Origin of the sequence: Streptomyces sp. HUAS TT7 (assembly GCF_051550175.1) — a bacterium.
In the GTDB taxonomy this organism is placed as follows: Bacteria; Actinomycetota; Actinomycetes; order Streptomycetales; family Streptomycetaceae; genus Streptomyces.
Genome location: NZ_CP196175.1, coordinates 7,851,402 through 7,871,604, shown reverse-complemented (window position 1 = coordinate 7,871,604; position 20,203 = coordinate 7,851,402). Strand labels below are relative to the sequence as shown.

Below are 20,203 nucleotides of genomic sequence, written 5' to 3'. Positions count from 1 at the left end.
AGGTGACCTGCGATGATCGAGCGCGTGCTCGTCGTGTACGGCACGAAGTACGGCTCCACCCAGGAGATCGCCCAGTCGATCGGCGATGTCTTCCGCAAGGAGGGGTTGGCGGCCGATGTGAGGGACATCAGCCCGTACGGTGCGGTGGTCGTCGGCGGCGGACTGTACGCGAACCGCTGGCACCGGGACGCGCGTCGCTTCACGCGTCGCCACCGCCGCGCGCTGAAGGAGCACCCGCTCTGGCTGTTCAGCAGCGGGCCCCTGGACCCGTCGGCCGCCGAACGCGAGATTCCTCCCGTGCCCGGGGTACGCCGCATCGCGGACCGCCTGGGCGCCAGGGGGCACGCGACCTTCGGCGGCCGGCTGGACGGCACCGCGAACGGCCGGCTCGCCCGGATGATCGTCAAGTCCGGCAAGGGCGGGGACTTCCGCGACTTCGAGCAGATCGCCGCGTGGGCATCGGGGATCGCCGCCGCACTCGCGGGCGAGGAGGTGCGGCACCGTGAAACGCGCGAATAGCAGGACGAAAGTGCGACGGTGGCGGTGGCGCCACAACCCGCTGCGCCGCAGGTCGGACACCATCGAGGCATGGACCCGAGTAGTGCTGGGCACCGCGCTGTTCCTCGGCGCTCCACTGGCCGGTTCGCTGGCCGGGCTGACCATGTATGACCAGGCGCAGGCGACAGCCGCCCAGCAGCGTGCTTCGCGCCACCTCGTCCGGGCCACCGTATTGGAGGACGTTCCCACCTCCCCGGCCTCGACCGACGGAGCCGCAACCCGCCAGGTCTCCCCCGTGGCCGTGCGCTGGACGACCTCGGACGGCCGCACCGTGACGGGCAATGTGAAGATGCCGGAGGGCACCAGGAGCGGCAGCCCCACCGACATCTGGGTGGACACCCACGACAGGACCACCACCGCACCACGCAGCAGCAGTGACAGCCGGGGACGGGCCATGGGGGTCGGGGGCGTCACAACGACTGTGGCCGGTCTGGTAGTCGGGGGCATTTGGCTGACCGTACGAGCCGTTGTCTGGCGTCGCCGCATGGCCGAGTGGGAGCGGGACTGGGCCGTGACCGGCCCCCGATGGGGTCTGCGCAGCCACTGAGCCGGCCCGCCCGGCCTCTGACAGGGCCGGTCGGCCCCTGCCCCGGCGCCCACTTCTCTTCGAAGCTGGACGCAGCTGACACCTCGACGACAGGAGGCCGCGCATGACCGCCATCGGAGCCACGGCAGTCCTCGACCGGCTGGGCCTGGAGGCGCTGGTCGCGGCCCTGAGGGCGGGCGGCCGCACCGTGGTCGGCCCCACCGTCCGCGACGGCGCGATCGCGCTTGCCGAACTCGATTCCGCCGAGCAACTCCCCTACGGGTGGGGCGTGGAGCCGGCGGCCGGACGCTACCGGCTGCCCCGCCGCGAGGACGGGGCCGCCTTCGCGCACTCCGCGGGCCCCCAGTCATGGAAGAACTTCCTGCATCCCCAGCGGGAGAAACTGTGGAGCGCCGACCGCTCCCCGGAAGGAGAGGTGACCGTACAGGTCGAGCGTCCGGTCCCACCCTCCTACGCGTTCCTGGGGGTCCGGCCCTGCGATCTGCGAGCCATCGCGATCCAGGACCGGGTGCTGGCCGGCGGCCCTCCCCAAGCTCTCGGCTCCGCTCGAACAGGGGATACCCCATCCCAGGACACCGGCTATGCGGAACGCCGAAGGGGGGCGTTCCTCATAGCCGTCGAGTGCACCGAACCCGGGGCCACCTGCTTCTGCGTCTCCATGGGCACCGGCCCCGGAGCGGATTCCGGCTTCGATCTCGCCCTGACGGAAGTGGTCGACGAAGAGGGACACCGGTTCTTCGTCCGGGTCGGCAGCGAGGAGGGCGCCACTCTCCTGGACGCGCTGCCGAGGCGGGAGGCCGACGCCGCCACCGTCTGTGCCGCCCGGGATGCCGTGGCCGGGGCGGTCGACAAGATGGGGCGTTTCATGCCTCCGGTGGACCTGCACGCGCTAATGGGCGCGAGCCTGACGGCCGAGCGCTGGGACGACGTCGCCTCCCGCTGCCTGACGTGCGGCAACTGCACGATGGTGTGCCCCACCTGCTTCTGCACCGCAGAGGAGATCACTGACCTCACCGGTGACCACGCCGAGCGGTGGCCTGGGACGTACGCCATCGAGACCGGCACCCCGGCCGTCCTGCGGCTGGACGGAACGCTGAGCGCCTTCCCGCTCCACACCTTCCTAGACCGGGTCCGTGAGGACCACCTGCCGCACTCGACGGCCCTGTACTCCACGCTGGACGGCCGCTGCCGTCTCATCGGCTCCCTGGCCCGGTTCGCGATCAGTGGCCGATGGCTCTCGCGCACGGCGGTGGAGGGCGCCCGCGCGGCCGGGCTCGGCGATCCGTACGAGGGAGCCGTCTGCCGCAATCCGTACCGCTCGGTCCTCGTCCGGGCCGTCGAGGTCGTGTACGCGGTGGACGAGGCACTGCGGATCATCGGGACGTACCAGCCACCGGAGCACCCGTACACGAATGTCCCTCCGACGGCGGACACGGGCCACGGTGCGACGGAGGCCCCGCGCGGACTCCTCTACCACCGGTACACCCTCGACGCCCACGGCACGGTGACCGACGCCCGGCTCGTCCCGCCCACCGCGCAGAACCAGGGTGCCATCGAGGCTGACATCCGGCGCATAGCACAGGAGGCGATCACTCAACTCGACCCGGACGACGCCGAGTTGACCGCACTGTGCGAACGCGCGATCCGCAATCACGACCCGTGCATCTCCTGTTCCACCCACTTCCTCGACCTCACCGTCGAGCGCACTCACAGCACCTGAGTCCACGAGGAGACCCGTCATGATCAGTTCTCCGCACACCGTGAGCGACGTGATGACCCATACCGTCGTCTCCGTCGGCCGCGATGCCGCGTTCAAGGAGATCGTCGAGCTGATGAGGCAGTGGAGGGTCAGCTCCCTGCCGGTACTCGAAGGCGAGGGCCGGGGGGATCGGCGTCGTGTCCGAGGCCGACCTGCTGCCCAAGGAGGAGTTCCGCGACAGCGATCCGAGCCACCTGCCACTGCACCGGCTGTCCGATGTGGCCAAGGCCGGAGCCGTGACAGCGGGCGAGTTGATGTCCACTCCGGCCATCACGGTCCATGCCGACACCATGCTCGCCCAAGCCGCCCGTATCATGGCCCTGCGCAAGGTGAAGCGGCTGCCCGTCGTCGACCGGGTCGGCATCCTTGAGGGCGTGGTGAGCCGCAGCGACCTGCTCAAGGGGCATCGACGAACTCCTGCCCGCCGGAATCCGCATGATCCACGGCCCCGGCTGCCCCGTGTGCATCACCCCGCTGGAGACCCGCAACCGGGCCATGGCCACCGCTGCGCGTCCCGGTGTGATCCCGACCAGCTTCGGCGACCTGCTCCACGTCCCCGGCAACCGAGACCGACCTCCTCGCGCTGCGGGCCCGGGGCTGCGACGCGCGGGTCGTCTACTCCCCCATGGACGCGCTTCGCATCACCGAGGCGCACCCCGATCACGAAGTGGTGTTCCTCGCCGTGGGGTTCGAGACCACCGCCCCCGCCAACGCCCTGGCGGCACGGCACGCCGCGCACCTGGGTCTCGCGAACTCCAGATGCTGGTCATCCGAGGGGGCGCTCATTGCGATGCGCTCGCTGCCCGAGGGCTCGGGGGCCCTACGGATCGGAACCGCCCTCGACAGCCCGGCGGGCCGGGTCGTCCTGCGCACGCTGGTCGGGGCCCGGCCAGTGGTGGACATGCCGCAGGGTGAGCAACTGCCACGCATCTGCTGAGGGGCGATCAATGGGGCCGTTCGGCCCCTGTCGCGCCGGCCCGTACAACGGGCACTCTCAAGCCGGGGCTACCGACAGTCAGGGGACATCGACGTGAGCGACGCACGGGCCTTCTCTCCGCAGCACCCGATCCGGGTCTTCCTGCTCGACGACCACGAGGTCGTGCGCCGCGGAGTGCACGACCTGCTCGACGCCGAGCCCGACATCGAAGTGGTCGGCGAGGCCGGCACGAGCGAACAGGCACTGGTCCGCGGCCCCGCGCTACGCCCGGACGTCGCCATCCTCGACATCCGCCTGCCCGACGGCGACGGCATCACCGTCTGCCGCGAGCTGCGCTCCAGGGTGCCGGAACTGGCCTGTCTGATGCTGACGTCGTTCGATGACGACGACGCCCTGCTCGACGCCATCATGGCGGGGGCAGCCGGCTACGTCCTCAAACTGATCAAAGGCTCGGACCTGATCGAGGCCGTACGGACAGTGGCGTCCGGCCAGTCCATGCTCGACCCGGCCACCACCGCCCGCCTGATGAGCAGTCTGCGCGGACCGGACAAGGAAGCCCCGAACGAGGACCCCCGGCTGGCGGGGCTGTCGGAGCGCGAGCACGAGATCCTCGCCCTGATCGGCGAGGGCATGACCAACCGGCAGATCGGCCAGCGGCTCTACCTGTCCGAGAAGACCGTGAAGAACCACATCTCCCGGCTGCTGGCCAAACTCGGGGTGGAACGCCGTATTCAGGCAGCGGTGCTCGCCACACAGTTCAACCAGTCTGCGGACGAGGGGCGTTGACCCCACCGGGTCACTTCAGCCCGGACAGCGGGACCTCCCACTGCAACCGTGTGCCACCCTCGGGCCCCACCTCCGTGGTGAGCTCCCCGCCCAGTAGCTGCGCACGCTCGGCGAGGTTGCGGAGCCCGCTGCGCCGTCCGCCCTCGGCGATGCCGACGCCGTTGTCCACGACACCGACCGTCAGCACCCCCTTGCGCACCACCAGGGAGACGTCGGCCCGCGAAGCCCGCGCATGACGGGCCGTGTTGGTCAGTGCCTCTCCGAGCACGGCGAGCACCTCGTCCGCCAGAGCCCGTGGAACGTCGGTGTCGAGCAGTCCCTCCATCCGAAGGGAGGGGGTGAATCCGAGGGCGGTCACAGCTCCCTCCACCACCCGCACCGCCCGCACCCGCAGCCCGGCACCAGGCTCCTTCGCCTCGTGCGCCCGCAGTCCGAAGATGGTCGAGCGGATGATCTTGATGGTCTCGTCGAGGTCGTCCACCGCCCGAGCCAGCCGTTCGCCCGCTTCCGGGTGCTCGACGAACCGCTGCGCGCTCTGCAGCGTCATGCCGGTCGCGAACAGCCGCTGGATGGCGAGGTCGTGCAGGTCCCGGGCGATCCGGTCCCGATCCTCCAACAGGCTCACCTGTTCGGCATCGCGGCGACGGTCGGCCAGCTCCAGCGCGAGCGCGGCTTGTCCCGCGAACCCGGGCAGCGGAGCCGTCTCGGCCGTACTGAACGGCGGGCGCCCCGACCCACGGGCCAGCAGCAGCACCCCGCGCATTCCCATCGGTACCGCGACCGCAGGCCCCATGCCCTTCCACCGTTCGGGCTGGAAGGTCACCCGTGGATCGCTGCTGACGTCCGCAGTGGCGACGAGCCCGTGCTCGTTCAGCGCGGCACCCGCCAGGGTTCCTTCACGCGGCACCCGCATCCCCCGGTGCGCCTCCGCCCGCTTCCCCAGCGCCAGTACGCCACGCAGTTCGGCCGCCCCCTCCTCCACCAGGTCGACCAGACCCAGCTCGGCCGAGGTGATCTCCTTGGCCTGCTCGACCATCGCCTCCAGCACCCGGGCCTCCGGCATTCCGGACAGCAGGCCGGCGGTGAACTCCGCACTGGCTGCCAGCCACTGCCCCCGCAGCCGAGCCTCCGCGTACAGCCGGGCGTTCTCGATGGCCACCCCGGCCGCCACCGCCAGCGTGGCAAGGACCGACTCGTCCTCGTCGTCGAACTCGGCACCCCCGCGCTTCTCGGTCAGGTAGAGATTGCCGAACACCTCCTCCCGGACCCGGATCGGGACACCGAGGAAGGAGTGCATCGGCGGATGGTGCGCCGGGAAGCCCGACGACGCCGGATGCTCGGACAACTCCGCCAGGCGGAGCGCGTCAGGATGCCGGATCAGCTCCCCCAGCAGACCGTGTCCGGACGGCAGATCACCGATCTGCGCCCGCACCTCGTCGTCGATCCCCACCGGCACGAACTCCGACAGCCTCTGCCCCTGCCCGATCACACCCAGCGCCCCGTACTCCGCATCGACCAGCACCACCGCGGCCTCGACGATCCCCCGCAGCACCTGCGGCAGATCGAGTTCCCGCCCCACCGACAGCACGGCCTCCAGCAGACTGTGCAGCCGGTCCCGGGTGCCGCGCACCGCGTCGATACGAACCTGAAGCTCATCGAGCAGTTCGTCCAGCCGGAGCCTGCCCAGCTGACCGGCGGCACTGTTCCGCTCTCCTTCGTGCATGGATCCGTCCCCATCTGGTTCGAGCAGGACAAACACACCGTCAAGCTCACGGTAGCGGCGCGCACAGTCGGAGCGCCCTTCTCATGGCGAGTACGGCCGGGAAACACTCGGGCCGTTCGGCCATCTGTCGGGCCCGGTCGGCACATGCCGGTCCCGGCCGCAGCGAACGAGAGTGGGAGGCAGAGGTTCTCCTCGTGGCAACCGGACGCCGGCCCCGGACCCGCACGCTGCCGTCGGCCGAAGACGGAGAGAGCCTCCCGGCGGGGACGGTGCCGCCGGGCGTGCGGCCTCCATAGCGGGAGGACGGAGGCTGCATGTCCTCCATGTCGGATCAGCCAGGAGCCTTACCGCGCACCGCTCCGTGCCGCAACCAGCTCTGTACGAGGCAGAGTTGTACCGCCTGCAGACGGAACTCGTGCGGCTTCAGGAATGGGTGCGCGCGGAGCGGGCCCGGCTCGTCGTCTTCGAAGGACGGGATGCGGCAGGCAAGGGCAGCACGATCAGACGCGTCGCGGAACACCTGAATCCGCGTGCAGCCCGCATCAACATGCTCGCCCGCCTGTTGTCCACAATCCCGTACCGCACCGTCCCGAGCGTGCCACTGGAACTCCCCCAACGGCCGCCCAGCACCGGGTACTTGCGGCCGCCGAGGGATCTGCAGCGCTATGTATCCGATCACGCGGCGTCGCTCGGACCGTGGGGTGCACGGTGATTCAGCCGTGCTGCGGCACCACCGCCACCGGGCAGGCGGCGTGCTGCAGTACCGCATGACCGGTCCGGCTCAGTTGAAGCCCGAGGCCTTTGTTCCGGCGTGCACCGACGACCAGGAGGTCGGCGGCCTCCGACCGTTCCACCAGCACCCTGTGGGTGTGGCCTTCGACCGTGACCGGCCGGATCCGTACCTCGGGGTGCCGGATCCGAGTGCCACGCAGAGCTTCGTCGAGCTCCGCCGCGGCCTTGGCCTCATAGGGGTCTCCCGACGCTTCGCCCGAAGTCGAGGGGGCGTGTCCGCGCGCGGGACCACGCCACGTGCGTACCGCATCGAGGACGCTGCCCCTGGTCATGGCCTCCTGGAAGGCGAAACCGACCGCCGACGAATTCCGGTCGGGGTGCCCCACACCCAGCAGAATCCGTTCGTGCCTGCCCTCGACAGCCGCTGCGTCGCCCCGCACGACGACCATCGGACACCGCGCCCAGGAGGCGACACCCAGGCCGACCGATCCGAGGAGCATTCCTTTGATGGCACCCCGCCCCCGGGAGCCGACGACGACCACCGAGGCGAGTTCGCTCTCCCGCAGGAGCGCATCGGTCGGCTCCTGCGGGAGCACGGCGACCGCTGTCCGAATGCCGGGCCGGCGGCTCTGTGCCCGTTCTTCCGCCGCACCGAGAATGGCGTCGGCGAGAGCCCGGTCCGAGGCGTACGGCGCGCTGTAGACGTAGGCCGCGCCTTCGTAGTGCTCCCACAGCGAGGCGTACACGATCCGTAGCGGCAGACCACGCAGGGCGGCTTCGTCAGCCGCCCAGTCCACCGCCCGCAGGCTCTGGTCCGAGCCGTCCACTCCGACGACCAGTGGCTGTTCCATGGCCCCTTCTCCTTTTCAGACAGCGCGCCGGATGCGGCGCGGACGGGACGCCCGAGGCGCCCCACCACCTCAGCTGCGGTAGTGCTGGTGATCGTCGTGACCACCGATGTAGTGCCGCTCCTCGATGACGGTCTCCCGCTCGCCGGGCCGACGGTGCGCAGGCCCCGCGGCGATGAACGTGATGAGTCCGAGCACCCCGCCCGCCAGAAGTACGAAGCCCACGACGAACGAGCTGTAGCCGAAGATCACGGCTGCGCCGAGCACGGCCGCGCCCAACAGAATGAGAGGAATCATGGCTTCCTCCTCAGGACCGGCACCGGGTGGTGCCATCTCCATGAGACTCCCGGCAGCCGCAGCACACAGTGGGCCGTACGGGCCAAGCAGGGTCCCGACCGGCATCCTGCGGCCTGCCGACGGGCCTCATGGCCCCCTGACGGGGCCTACCGGCACCTCCTCGCCGTCCGGTCGCCGCTCCACGCTGGAGGCGGAGGAGGTGGGCATGATGCTCAAGCCGATCGTCGCGGGCCTGGACGGCTCGCGTGAAAGTCTCGCCGCCGCCGACTGGGCGGCCAGGGAGGCATTGCTCCGCGGACTGCCCCTGCGCCTGGTACATGCCTGGGAGGGCTTGCCGGACCACGGCGAACCCGTCTCGCTGCCCGAACTCAGCGCCCCGCGGCACTGGGCACGCCGGGTGCTGCGCAATGCCATGGACCAGCTCACCGAGCGCTATCCGCAGGTCTACATCAGCGCCGAGCAGATCGGCAGGCCACCCATCGCCGCCTTGCTGTCCGAGGCGGAGGACGCGGAGCTGCTGGTGCTCGGCAATCAGGGCTTCGGCGGGCCGAGCGGGCTCCTCGCGGGCTCCGTGGCCATGGCCGTCGCGGCCCGGGTCGACCGGCCGGTGGTACTCGTGCGAGCCAGCTGCACCCCGGGGGACGAGCGGGTGTCCGGCGCAGCAGACGGCCTGTCCGGAGATGCCCCGTATCGCGATGTCGCCGTCGCCGTCGATCTGAGCCACGAACCCGCCTCATTGCTGGAGTTCACCTTCGAGGCGGCCCGGTGCCGGGCCGCGGGGCTCCGCGTGCTCTACGTGTGGCACCTGCCCAACCTGCGTGATCCGTCCGCTCAGGCACAGCGGGAGGCCGAGTGGGCACTCGCGGCGACGCTGGACCCCTGGCGGGACAAGTTCCCCACCGTGCCGGTTCAGGCCCGGGCAGTCGGCGGCAGGCCTACCCACCACGTTCTGGAGCTCGCCCGTGACGCCGGCCTGCTGGTCATCGGACGCGAGACGCACCACCCGGCGCCCGCTGGGCGCCTGGGGCGGGTGGCGCACGCGGCCGTCCACCACGTGCGATGCCCGGTCGCCATGATCGCGCACGGCTGAACGACCCACCAGCGAGGTGAGATCCATGAACGTTCTGGTCGGGTACGCGACCGCGCACGGCTCCACCCGCGAGATCGCCGAGCACATCGGCGCACGGCTCGCCGAAGCCGGGATCGCCGCCGATGTCCGGCCGGTGCACGAAGTGGACAGCCCTGACGGCTATGAGGCGTTCGTGCTGGGCAGCGCTGTCCACGGCCAGGCATGGCTGCCCGCCGCGAAGGACTTCGTACGCCTCAACAGCACACTGCTCTGCTTCCGGCCCGTCTGGCTCTTCAGCGTCGGGATGCCCGGGGCGCTGCGCGGACCGTGGAAGAAGCTCGCGCGCAAGGAGGAACCGCTGATCGCCCAAGGCCTGCCGGGCCAACTCCCGTACCGCAGCCACCGATTGCTGTCCGGCGTCATCACCCGGGAGCAGCTCCCCCTGACGGGCCGCATTCTCTTCCGGCTGATGGGCTGCCGGTACGGAGACTTTCGCGACTGGGCCGCCATCGACGCCTGGACCGATCGGATCACCGCAGACCTGTGCCGCATCTGATCACCGCCCTTCCGGTTGTATCGCTCATCACCCAGGCATCCCTCTGCCCTCGCAGAGCGAGTGCCGATTCCGCTCGCACCGATGGAGTGCGCGTACCCCGCGAGCGGGCCAGATGGCCCCAACTAGGGCCGGATCGGCCCCTGTTCCTCACCGCGCGAACGCACGACGGTGAAGACCTGGACTCTTCCGGCATAGCAGCTGAGAGGCGGTGGGCGGCATGGACCTGCCCCTGATCGTGGGTGTCGACGGCTCGCAGTCGAGTCTTCAGGCAGTGGACTGGGCCGTGGACGAGGCGACGTTGCACAGACTCCCGCTGAGGCTGCTGTACGCCTCTCTCTGGGAGCGATACGAAGGCATCTCGTACACGGATGACCTCGGGCTGCCGGCTCAGGACGATTCCAGCCAGGGCATCGTGCGGACCGCGGCCGAACGTGCCGCGCGGCGCAATCCCGAGGTAGAGGTATCCACGTCCGTACTGCCCGAGGAGACGGAACCCGCCCTCCTTCGCGAGGCACGCAACGCAACAGCGCTGATCACGGGATCGCGCGGCCGCGGCCCGCTCGCCGAGCTGCTGCTCGGCTCGGTGAGCCTGGCGATGGCGGCCCGCGCACACTGCCCCGTCGTCGTGGTGCGGGGCAGCGAGACCAGCCGCGCCGGCAGGCACGGGCGCGTACTGCTCGGAGTCGCGGACCCGGCGCCGGACCTGGCATCGGTACGGTTCGCCTTCCGGGAGGCCGAGGCACGGCACTGCCCCGTTGAAGCCGTGTCCGCCTGGCGCTGTCCGGCCCAGGATGCCCGAGCCCACCCCGTGCCGGCGGCGGAATTCGCTGCGGAGCACGAAGCCCGGGCGTCGGCTCTGCTCGACGCGGCCCTCAAATCGGCCGCGGCCGACCACCCCGACGTCCCCGTGACCCGCACCATCGTCGAGGGCCCGGCCCACAAGGTGCTGCGGGACCTCAGTGTCACCGCCGATCTCCTGGTCCTCGGCGCACATCGACGTCACAGCCACCTCGGACTCCAGCTCGGGCGCGTGGCCCACGCCCTGCTGCACCACGCCGACTGCCCGGTGGCGATCGTGCCGCAGCGCGGCTGACCGGCCCCTCAGGTGCACGACCCCTTACGAGATGAAGGAGCACCCGATGACGGTGCGAGTGGGCATCAATGGATTCGGCCGCGTGGGCCGCAACTACCTACGTGCTCTGCTGGAGCGCGGCAGCGACGCCACCGGAGTGGAAGTGGTGGCCGTGAACGACATCACCGCACCGGGCACCCTGGCCCATCTGCTCACCTACGACTCGACGTACGGCAAACTCCGCCACCCCGTCGAACACGACAGCACCTCGCTCACCATCGGCACCCATCGCATCGCCGTCACGGCGGAACGCGACCCTGCCGCGCTGGACTGGGGCGCCCAGCAGGTCGACGTGGTCATCGAGTCGTCGGGCCGCTTCCGGGACCGACGCCACGCGGCACTCCACCTCAAGAACGGGGCCAGGAAGGTGCTGCTCTCTGCGCCCGGCAAGGAATCCGACCTGACGGTGGTGATGGGCGTCAACGAACACACGTACGACACCGTGCGGCACCATGTCATCTCCGCCGCCTCCTGCACCACCAATTGCGTGGTGCCGATGGCGGTCGTGCTGCACGAGCGGTTCGGCATCGCCAAAGGTACGATGACGACCATCCACGGCTACACCAACGACCAAGCGCTTCTGGACAGCCCGCACAAGGATCTGCGGCGGGCTCGATCGGCCGCGCTCAGCATCATTCCGACCAGCACCGGGGCCGCTCGCGCGATCGGTGCGGTCGTGCCGGAACTCGACGGAGTGCTCGACGGGCTGGCGGTGCGCGTGCCCGTCGAGGACGGCTCGCTCACCGACCTCACGGTGGTGCTGAAGCACGAGACCACCACCGACGAGGTCAATGCGGCATTCGTCGAAGCCGCACGGGGGCGGCTGACCGGCTTCCTGAGGGTCGCCGATGCGCCCATCGTCTCCCGCGATGTCATCGGAGATCCGGCCTCGTGCCTCTTCGACCCCGGCCTCACCCAGGCGCACGGCGATCTGGTCAAGGTCTTCGGCTGGTACGACAACGAGTGGGGCTACAGCAACCGGCTGCTCGACCTCACCGGCTACGTCGCCGAGCGGCTGTGATTCCCGAAGCGCTGCGCGGCTTGCACGCCGTGGTCCTCGACACCGACGGAGTGATCACGGACTCGGCACGGGTCCACGCCGAGGCCTGGAAGGCAGCGTTCGACTCCCACCTCCTCGAACATCCACCCCGGGACCTGGCCCAGCGGCGGCCGTTCGACGTGCGCGACGACTATCTCCGCTACGTCGACGGCAAGTCACGCATCGACGGCGCGACGGCCTTCCTGGCCTCCCGTGGGATGCGCACGGACGACGGACTGGCGGAGGCCGTCGCCGCGGACAAGGAGCGGCTGTTCGTCCAACGACTGCGTGCCGGCAGCATCGACGCCTATCCGGGCACCGTCCGGTTCCTGCATGTGCTGCGGCAGGACGGAATCCGCTGTGCCGCGGCGTCCGCGTCGCGGCATGCACGCGAACTTCTCGTGCACGCAGGGGTGATGGACCTCTTCGAGGTGCTCGTCGACGGGAACGAAGCAGCTCGGCTCGGGCTGCCGGGCAAACCCGATCCCGCACTGTTTCTGGAAGCGGCCCGGCGGCTGGGAGTAGCCGTTGCCCAGGTCGCCGTCGTAGAGGATGCCCTGGCCGGTGTCGAAGCCGGCCGGCACGGCGGGTTCGGCCTGGTCGTCGGGGTGAACCGGACGGCGGGACCGGGAAATGGAACCGCATTGCTCAAGCACGGCGCCGACCTTGTCGTGACGGATCTCGGCGACCTGCTGACCGGGGAGGCCTGGACATGACGGACCAGGTGTGGCGGTACGAGGGATATGAACCCGCGCAGGAACGGCTGCGGGAGTCGCTGTGCACCCTCGGCAACGGCTACTTCGCCACGCGCGGCGCCGCCCCGGAGTGCGCCGCTGACGCGTTGCACTACCCGGGCACTTATGCGGCGGGCTGTTACAACCGCCTCACCTCCACCGTGGCCGGCCGAGACGTCGAGAACGAAGATCTGGTCAACCTCCCGAACTGGCTGCCTCTCCGCTTCCGAACGGATGGCGGTACATGGTGCACACCGGACGGCATGTCGCTCCTGTCGCACCGCCAGTCCCTGGACCTGCGAGCCGGGATACTGGAACGCGAGTCGCGGTACCTGGACGCGGAGGGCCGGACGCTGCACGTGCGGCAGCTCCGTCTCGTCCACATGGCCGACCCTCATCTCGCCGCCCTGAGAACAGAGTTCACGGCCGAGGGCTGGTCCGGCGAACTGGAGGTGGAGTCCGCGCTCGACGCAGCGGTCAGCAACTCGGGCGTCGAACGGTACCGCGAGCTGAACGGCTCGCACCTGACACACGTCGAGACAGGTACCGCTGACCCGCATACGGTCTGGATGCGCTGCAGCACCAGCACCTCCGGCACCCGGATCGGCATGGCAGCCCGCCTCGCTGCACCTGAAACAGCCATCGAGGCGCGCAACGAGGAGCGCAGGGCCGTCCAGCGCTTCCGCCTGCGCCTCGCGTCCGGCCACGCCGTCGCGGTCGACAAGACCGTCGCCCTGCACACCTCGCGCGACCCTGCGATCGCCGAGCCGCTGGGCGCCGCCGTCGACCGGGTCTCGCGCGCAGAGGGATTCGCCGCGCTGATGGAATCGCACCGCACGGCCTGGCAACACCTGTGGCAGAGGGCCGAGTTGGAGGTTCCTGGGGAGGCGGGAGAGATTCTGCGGCTCCATCTCTTCCACGTCCTGCAGACCCTGTCCCCGCACACGGCCGAGCTGGATGTCGGAGTGCCCGCGCGCGGCTTGCACGGCGAGGCGTACCGGGGGCACGTCTTCTGGGACGAGCTGTTCGTCCTGCCGTATCTCAACCTGCATTTCCCTGAGGTCTCCCGGGCCCTCCTCACCTATCGCCACCGCCGTCTGGGCGCGGCACGCGACGCCGCCCGTGCGGTCGGCCGAGCCGGTGCGATGTATCCATGGCAGAGCGGGAGCGACGGCCGCGAGGAAACCCAGGAAATGCACCTCAACCCGCGCTCCGGACGCTGGCTGCCCGACCACTCACGGCTGCAGCACCACGTCGGCTCAGCCGTCGCCTACAACATCTGGCGCTACTGGGAGGCCAGTGGGGACTCGGAGTTCCTGCACACCAAGGGCGCCGAGATGCTGCTGGAGATCGCCCGGTTCTGGGCTGATGCCGCCACGTACGACGAGAGTCTGGGCCGCTACCGCATCCGCGGCGTGGTCGGCCCCGACGAGTACCACGACGCCTACCCCGATACGAAGGAACCGGGCCTCGACGACAACGCGTACACGAATGTCACCGCCGCCTGGGTGCTGGCGCGCGCCCTGGAGCTCCTCGGTTCGCTGCCCGAGCCGTGCCGCCAGGAACTCTCCGAGCGCACCAGGATTGGCAGGGATGACCTGTCTCGCTGGGAGGACATCTCTCGGAAGCTGTACGTCCCCTTCCACTCGGGCGTGATCAGCCAGTTCAAGGGCTACGAGGAACTGGCCGCGCTGGACTGGGAGCGCTACCGGGCCAAGTACGGGGACATCCGCCGACTCGACCGGATTCTGGAGGCCGAGGGAGACACGGTCAACCGCTACCAGGCGTCCAAGCAGGCGGACGTGCTGATGCTCGGCTACCTCTTCTCCCCCGGAGAGCTCCGCGCTCTCTTCGCACGGCTCGGTCACCGGCTGGACGACGAGACCTGGAGCCGTACGGTCGACTACTACCTGCACCGCACCAGCCACGGCTCCACGCTCAGCGGCCTCGTGCACGGCTGGGTGCTGGCCAGAGCCAAACGAGCCGACGCATGGGAGTACGTTCAGGAGGCGCTCAGGGGCGACGTGGCCGATCTGCAGGGTGGCACCACGGGCGAGGGCATCCACCTGGGCGCCATGGCGGGCACGCTCGACCTGGTCCAGCGCGGGCTGACCGGTCTGGAGACCCGCGGCGGTGCACTGTGGCTGGACCCGGTGCCGCTGCCCGAGCTCTCCGAGTACGGCTTCACGATCCGCTACCGGGGCCACTGGGGCGTACGGCTGCACATGCGGCCGGGGCGGCTGAACGTACGCGTCCCGGACTCCGACCGGGCGCCGATCGACATCGAGCTGCCCGGACGGACCGTCTCCGTCGCCCCGGGAGAGTCGTGCGAACTGGCTCTTCCGCACCACTGGCAACCACGATCCGCCTGACGGGGCACTCCGCGCACCCCGCTCGGCAGGGCCATACGGACCCGATCGATGCCCCTGTGGCCCATCCCGTGCCGGGTTCCCGGCAACAAGGCTGGTGAGGGACAGGGACGGCATGTGATCGCGGAGGCACGCCGACGAGGTCCTGCCCCGACGGCCCGCGCATGCACGAGAGGACGGCCATGAACCACTACGTGTACGAGTTCGCCGAAGGCAGCCGGAAAATGGCCGACCTGCTCGGAGGCAAGGGCGCCAACCTCGCCGAGATGACCCGCATCGGACTGCCCGTCCCGCCCGGCTTCACCGTGACGACCACGGCCTGCCGGGTCTTCCTGGCCACCGGAACCGAACCGCCCGAGCTGGGTGTCCAGGTCGCTCACGCCCTGACCGCCCTGGAGAAGGCGGCCGGACGCTGCCTCGGCCGGGCCGACGATCCGTTGCTCCTCTCGGTCCGCTCCGGCGGCCGCTATTCCATGCCGGGGATGATGGAGACGATCCTCGACATCGGTCTGTGCGACGCCACCGTCGCCGGGCTGGCCAAGACTTCCGGGCAGGAGCGCTTCGCCTGGGACTCGTACCGCAGGCTGCTGCAGATGTTCGGCCACACGGTGATGGGCGTCGACGGCGAGCTCTTCGAGCAGACCCTCACCAGTCTGAAGGCCGCGCGCGGTGCCACCGACGACCACGAACTGGACGCCGCCGATCTCATCCTGCTGACCGAGAAGTTCAAGGCGCTCATCCATCGAGAGACCGGCGAGCGGTTCCCCCAGGACCCCGTCGAACAACTGCACCGCGCCATCCGTGCCGTGTTCGCCTCCTGGACCGGTGAACGCGCCCGGACCTACCGCAAGCGTGAGCACATTCCCGATGACCTGGGCACCGCCGTGACCATCCAGGCGATGGTCTTCGGCAACCTCGGCGCGGACTCCGGCACCGGTGTCGCCTTCACCCGAGACCCGGCCACCGGCGAGCGCGGCATCTACGGCGACTACCTGCCGGACGCCCAGGGCGAGGACGTCGTCTCGGGCGTCCGCAACGCCGTACCTCTTGCCGAACTGAAGCAGCTGGCCCCGCGCGCCTATGTCGAACTCAGCGACCATCTGCGGACGTTGGAGCGTCACTACCAGGACCTCTGCGACGTCGAGTTCACCCTCGAACGCGGCAAGCTGTGGATCCTGCAGACCCGCGTCGGCAAGCGGACCGCCGAGGCGGCTTTCCGCATCGCGTACGACTTGCTGGACGAGCGTCTCATCGACCGCCGCGAGGCGCTGTCCCGTGTCAACGGCGCACACCTCACGCGTCTGCTCTTCCCGCGCTTCGCGACCGACACCGCTGACGCACCGCTCGCGACGGGGATCGCCGCCTCACCAGGCGCAGCCGTGGGCGCGGTCGTCTTCGATTCGGCGACCGCGGTCCGCCGAGCGGCGGCGGGAGAACCCACGGTCCTGGTACGCAGGGAGACCACCCCCGACGACCTCCCCGGCATGATCGCCGCGCAGGCCGTCCTCACCACCCGGGGCGGCAAGACGAGCCATGCCGCCGTGGTCGCCCGCGGGATGGGCAAGGTCTGCGTCTGCGGCGCCGAGTCCCTGGTCGTCGACCCGGAGAGCCGCTGCCTGACCACCCCCTCCGGGGTCGTGGTCCGCGAGGATGACACGATCTCGGTGGACGGCACCGCCGGCACGGTCCACCTCGGCGCACTGCCGCTCACCGCCTCCGACGTCGGCCGGGCACTGGAGTCCGGCGAGCAGACCGGGCCGCTGTCCCAGGCCGTACTGCGTGCGCTGTCCCACGCCGACGCGGTCCGCCGCCTGGAGGTACGGGCCAATGCCGACACCCCCGAGGACGCGGCACGCGCCCGCCGCTTCGGCGCTCAGGGCATCGGGCTGTGCCGTACGGAGCACATGTTCCTCGGCGAGCGCAAAGCCCTGGTCGAAGCGATGATCCTGGCCGACGACGAAGCGGCGCGCGAGGAGGCGCTTTCCGCCCTGTTGCCACCGCAGCGATCGGACTTCACCGCGATCCTGGCCGCGATGGACGGGCTGCCGGTGACCATCCGGCTGCTGGATCCGCCGCTTCACGAGTTCCTCCCCGACCACACGGAGCTCGCCGTCCGCGTCGCCACCGCCGCGCCTCCCGATCCGCGCGACGTCCAGCTCCTGGCCGCCGTTGAGCGCATGCACGAACGGAATCCCATGCTCGGTCTGCGCGGTGTGCGACTCGCCCTGGCCGTCCCGGGCCTGGTGGCGATGCAGGTACGGGCGATCGCGGAAGCCGTCGCCCAGCGACTGCGCGACGGCGGCAGCCCGCGGGCCGAAATCATGATCCCGCTCGTCGGCACGGTCGAGGAGCTGCGCCTCGTACGGACCGAGGCGGAGCGCGTCCTGGCCGAGGTGGCCGCCGAGACCGGGCAGGCTGTCCACTGCCCGATCGGCACCATGATCGAGCTGCCGCGTGCGGCTCTGACCGCGGGCCGCATCGCCCAGGTGGCCGACTTCTTCTCCTTCGGAACCAACGATCTCACCCAGACGACGTGGGGCCTGTCCCGCGACGACGCGGAGGCGTCGTTCTTCCCCGGATATCTGAACAGGGGAATCTTCACGAGCTCGCCGTTCGAGACCCTCGACGAAGAGGGCGTCGGCCGACTGGTGACGATCGCCGTCCAGGAGGGCCGTGCCGCCAACGCGCACCTGGCCATGGGAGTCTGCGGCGAACACGGCGGCGACCCCGCCTCCATCCACTTCTTCCACCGCGCCGGGATCGACTACGTCTCCTGCTCGCCGTTCCGTGTTCCGGCAGCCCGCCTCGAAGCGGGCAGGGCGGCCCTGGCCGCATCGTGACTCCCCGCGGCGCCCAACCGGCATGGCCCGACCGGCCCTTGCCGAGGGCCGGTTCGCCCCTGCCCGCAAGGGCGCCGCGGGCGTACTCCTGAAGAGAAGTAACCCCCAGCAGAAGGAGCGCGAGATGAGCGGCATGATCGAGCGGCTGCCCGGCTGGCCCCCTCAGTTCCCCGACCTGTTCAGCTGGGTCGAGGCGGGCCTGCCGAGCGTCCCAGGGATCCACAACATTCGCATCGAGGAAGCCCTCACAGAAGAGGCGTACACCCTGCGTGCCGAGCTTCCCGGGATCGACCCCGACCACGACGTCGAACTCACCGTGACCGAGGGCGTGTTGACCCTGCGCGCCGAACGCAAGACGGAGACGGCCGACAAGCACCACACCGAGTTCCGCTACGGAACCTTCGCCCGCTCGGTCCGGCTGCCAGCCGGAGCCCAGGGAGACGAAACGACCGCGGAATACAAGGACGGGGTCCTGACCATCACGGTCCCGTTGACGAACCCCAAGGTGAGCACCCGGACCATCACGGTGCGGCGCACCTGACGTTACGTCGGCGCCCTGCCTGTGTGCCCCGCCTTCACAGGGCGGGGCACACAGGCACTCTCCCCTTGCGCTGCCAGCCGGGCCCGGTACTTCTACAGACGGGATTGCAGCGGGCCGTCACAACGCGAGGGTTGCCTCTGAGTTTCCTCTGAAAAGGGCACTCAAGGCAGCTGGCAGGGCTTGTCTCAGACGGTAGACAGAGGTTGGGCCCGAGGTTGGCGCCCAGCATTGCTGCCAGCCCCGTCCTGAGGAGCCCCATGACCATCACGTTCACCACCACGGCTGCGAGCCGTGGCACGCCTCACCGGCGCCCGCGCCGAGGCACCGCACCCTTCCGTCGCTGGATCCGGTCCAGCATGGCCGCGGTACTTGCACCCTAGCGGAGCGGCACAGCCTCGGTCGTCACACTCCATGGACTGGCTCACTGGCCGGGGTCACACCACAAGTCTCTCGGTTCCCACCTGCGCTTCTCCGCTTACTTTCGTGGCTCCTGCGTCACGCCCGCTCCGCCGGCGGCGGAGGCCACCCACTTCGCAGCCCCATCCCTCCGGAGTCCCGTGGCGCGTCGGAATTGTGCAGTCGCGGTGCCCGGGCGACCGGACCACTTCGCACCCGCCCGCCAAGCTTCGCCGTTGCTACTCACGTCACTGCCGGACACGGCGCCGATGGCCTCCGTTTTCCGCCCGCAGTAACCCGCGCACTCCTCACCACTACGGCTCGCCCACCCAAGTCGCCGTATTCCCAACCCGCCCCCGTCCGGCACTGAATACGAACCCCGAAGGAGCCCCCTGTGGGACTCGATCTCATCAACGGCATCCCCGCGCATGTCCTGTTCGTGCACGCCGTCGTGGTCCTGGTGCCGCTCACCGCCCTTGCACTGATCCTCTGCGCCGGTCTCCCCTCGGTCATGCGCCGGTTCGGTCTCGCACTACCGGCACTGGCGCTGGTGTCCCTCATCAGCGTGCCACTGACCACCAACGCCGGTGAGTGGCTGGAGCGGCACGTAAACCGTAGCGCCCTGGTCCGCCAGCACACCGGGCTCGGCGACGAGTTGCTTCCCTGGGTCATCGGGCTCTTTCTGGTGGTCATGGGGGTGTGGTGGTCCTACCGCCAGGCTGGCCGTCGGACCGTAGGTGCAGGGGGATCCACCGGGGGGGTGGCCACCCCATTGCGTATCGCCGCCGCCGCGCTGTCCCTCATCGTCGGTGTAGGAGCGGGCGTACAGGTCTATCGAATCGGGGACTCCGGCGCCAAAGCAGCCTGGCAGAACGGCTATTCCGCCACTGCCAACCCCGGCCGCCGCTGAGACGAACCTCGCCAAGCCATGCACCAGACAAGACCGTCCTGGCGAAAACTCACGAGATGTGGCCCCTCGCCCCTGTCACGCGTGAACTCCAACATTGTCGGGGGACGCCCTTTCGCGGGTCGTCCTCGGTGGTGGGGCGTACGCCCCACCACCGAGAGAAGGACCACCTGATACACCCTGCTGCTGTGAACGGCAGCGAAGGCTTGCAGACTGGGACAGCGGGCAAGGACCCGATCGCCACACCCCGTACGAGCCACGTCCGCACCTCCCGCCAGCGCTCACCCGCGGGTCGCCCCCCTGGCCAGCAGGACCTCTCGTCCACCCCCAGTAAGGCCCCGGGGCGCCGATACCGCGAATGGCCCCACAAGGGTTCCCCTCTCACTATCGAGAACGCCACCCGCCCTCTTGCTCGTGTGCGCCGGAGGATCGT

General features: G+C 70.0%; 16 protein-coding genes and 3 pseudogenes. 16 read left to right on the top strand and 3 right to left on the bottom strand.

The features are described from left to right. Positions 1-12 precede the first annotated feature (12 nt). The 6 genes and pseudogenes from ACSHXC_RS35730 to ACSHXC_RS35705 all read left to right on the top strand — a co-directional run bounded on the left by ACSHXC_RS35730 (position 13) and on the right by ACSHXC_RS35705 (position 4,587). Positions 13-519 (top strand): flavodoxin domain-containing protein, encoded by a 507-nt coding sequence (locus tag ACSHXC_RS35730; protein ID WP_438295488.1) that lies wholly within the window; start codon positions 13-15, stop codon positions 517-519. Continuing rightward, positions 503-1,105, top strand: coding sequence for an Rv1733c family protein (locus ACSHXC_RS35725; RefSeq protein ID WP_438295487.1), 603 nt, complete (start codon positions 503-505; stop codon positions 1,103-1,105). The genes ACSHXC_RS35730 and ACSHXC_RS35725 overlap by 17 nt, the downstream gene beginning before the upstream one ends. A 103-nt stretch (positions 1,106-1,208) precedes the next feature. After that, positions 1,209-2,825: a nickel-dependent hydrogenase large subunit gene (locus ACSHXC_RS35720; protein ID WP_438295486.1), complete on the top strand. Its 1,617-nt coding sequence runs from the start codon at positions 1,209-1,211 to the stop codon at positions 2,823-2,825. Between the two features lie 19 nt (positions 2,826-2,844). After that, a pseudogene (locus ACSHXC_RS35715) lies at positions 2,845-3,265 on the top strand (CBS domain-containing protein); the annotation flags it as partial. Beyond that, a pseudogene (locus ACSHXC_RS35710) lies at positions 3,264-3,618 on the top strand (hydrogenase formation protein HypD); the annotation flags it as partial. The pseudogenes ACSHXC_RS35715 and ACSHXC_RS35710, both read left to right, overlap by 2 nt. 276 nt (positions 3,619-3,894) lie before the next feature. Next, on the top strand, positions 3,895-4,587 hold the full coding sequence (locus ACSHXC_RS35705; RefSeq protein WP_438295485.1) for a response regulator: 693 nt from the start codon (positions 3,895-3,897) through the stop codon (positions 4,585-4,587). 10 nt (positions 4,588-4,597) lie between these two features. Here the strand turns inward: ACSHXC_RS35705 and ACSHXC_RS35700 are convergent, their stop codons facing one another. Next, a complete protein-coding gene (locus ACSHXC_RS35700; protein WP_438295484.1) occupies positions 4,598-6,310 on the bottom strand; it encodes a GAF domain-containing protein in 1,713 nt (570 codons plus the stop codon). A 361-nt stretch (positions 6,311-6,671) separates the two neighbouring features. On the opposite strand from ACSHXC_RS35700, the pseudogene ACSHXC_RS35695 reads away from it, so the two are divergent. Then, positions 6,672-6,869 (top strand): annotated as a pseudogene (locus tag ACSHXC_RS35695) (polyphosphate kinase 2); the annotation flags it as partial. A 154-nt stretch (positions 6,870-7,023) separates the two neighbouring features. Here ACSHXC_RS35695 and ACSHXC_RS35690 read toward each other — a convergent pair. Together ACSHXC_RS35690 and ACSHXC_RS35685 are read right to left on the bottom strand one after the other, a co-directional pair. Continuing rightward, positions 7,024-7,893 carry a universal stress protein gene (locus tag ACSHXC_RS35690; protein ID WP_438295483.1) on the bottom strand — a complete coding sequence of 290 codons (870 nt, stop codon included), beginning with the start codon at positions 7,891-7,893 and terminating at the stop codon, positions 7,024-7,026. A 69-nt stretch (positions 7,894-7,962) separates the two neighbouring features. Beyond that, positions 7,963-8,187, bottom strand: a complete 225-nt coding sequence (locus ACSHXC_RS35685) for a hypothetical protein (protein ID WP_438295482.1) — start codon at positions 8,185-8,187, stop codon at positions 7,963-7,965. 205 nt (positions 8,188-8,392) lie between these two features. Here ACSHXC_RS35685 and ACSHXC_RS35680 point away from each other — a divergent pair, with 205 nt between their 5' ends. The 9 genes from ACSHXC_RS35680 to ACSHXC_RS35640 all read left to right on the top strand — a co-directional run bounded on the left by ACSHXC_RS35680 (position 8,393) and on the right by ACSHXC_RS35640 (position 19,773). After that, on the top strand, positions 8,393-9,277 hold the full coding sequence (locus ACSHXC_RS35680) for a universal stress protein (protein WP_438295481.1): 885 nt from the start codon (positions 8,393-8,395) through the stop codon (positions 9,275-9,277). A gap of 25 nt (positions 9,278-9,302) precedes the next feature. After that, entirely contained in the window at positions 9,303-9,812 is a 510-nt protein-coding gene (locus ACSHXC_RS35675) for a flavodoxin domain-containing protein (RefSeq protein WP_438295480.1), read from the top strand. A 217-nt stretch (positions 9,813-10,029) separates the two neighbouring features. Then, on the top strand, positions 10,030-10,905 hold the full coding sequence (locus tag ACSHXC_RS35670) for a universal stress protein (protein ID WP_438295479.1): 876 nt from the start codon (positions 10,030-10,032) through the stop codon (positions 10,903-10,905). A 46-nt stretch (positions 10,906-10,951) separates the two neighbouring features. Continuing rightward, positions 10,952-11,965 (top strand): type I glyceraldehyde-3-phosphate dehydrogenase, encoded by a 1,014-nt coding sequence (gap, locus tag ACSHXC_RS35665; protein ID WP_438295478.1) that lies wholly within the window; start codon positions 10,952-10,954, stop codon positions 11,963-11,965. Then, positions 11,962-12,699 carry an HAD family hydrolase gene (locus ACSHXC_RS35660; protein WP_438295477.1) on the top strand — a complete coding sequence of 246 codons (738 nt, stop codon included), beginning with the start codon at positions 11,962-11,964 and terminating at the stop codon, positions 12,697-12,699. Before gap ends, ACSHXC_RS35660 begins: the two co-directional genes overlap by 4 nt. Continuing rightward, positions 12,696-15,089: a glycoside hydrolase family 65 protein gene (locus ACSHXC_RS35655; protein ID WP_438295476.1), complete on the top strand. Its 2,394-nt coding sequence runs from the start codon at positions 12,696-12,698 to the stop codon at positions 15,087-15,089. The genes ACSHXC_RS35660 and ACSHXC_RS35655 overlap by 4 nt, the downstream gene beginning before the upstream one ends. 179 nt (positions 15,090-15,268) lie before the next feature. Continuing rightward, positions 15,269-17,926, top strand: a complete 2,658-nt coding sequence (gene ppdK, locus ACSHXC_RS35650; protein ID WP_438297021.1) for a pyruvate, phosphate dikinase — start codon at positions 15,269-15,271, stop codon at positions 17,924-17,926. A gap of 22 nt (positions 17,927-17,948) precedes the next feature. After that, positions 17,949-18,467, top strand: a complete 519-nt coding sequence (locus tag ACSHXC_RS35645) for an Hsp20/alpha crystallin family protein (protein WP_438295475.1) — start codon at positions 17,949-17,951, stop codon at positions 18,465-18,467. Between the two features lie 790 nt (positions 18,468-19,257). Continuing rightward, positions 19,258-19,773, top strand: coding sequence for a DUF2231 domain-containing protein (locus ACSHXC_RS35640; RefSeq protein ID WP_438295474.1), 516 nt, complete (start codon positions 19,258-19,260; stop codon positions 19,771-19,773). The last annotated feature ends 430 nt before the right edge of the window (positions 19,774-20,203 follow it).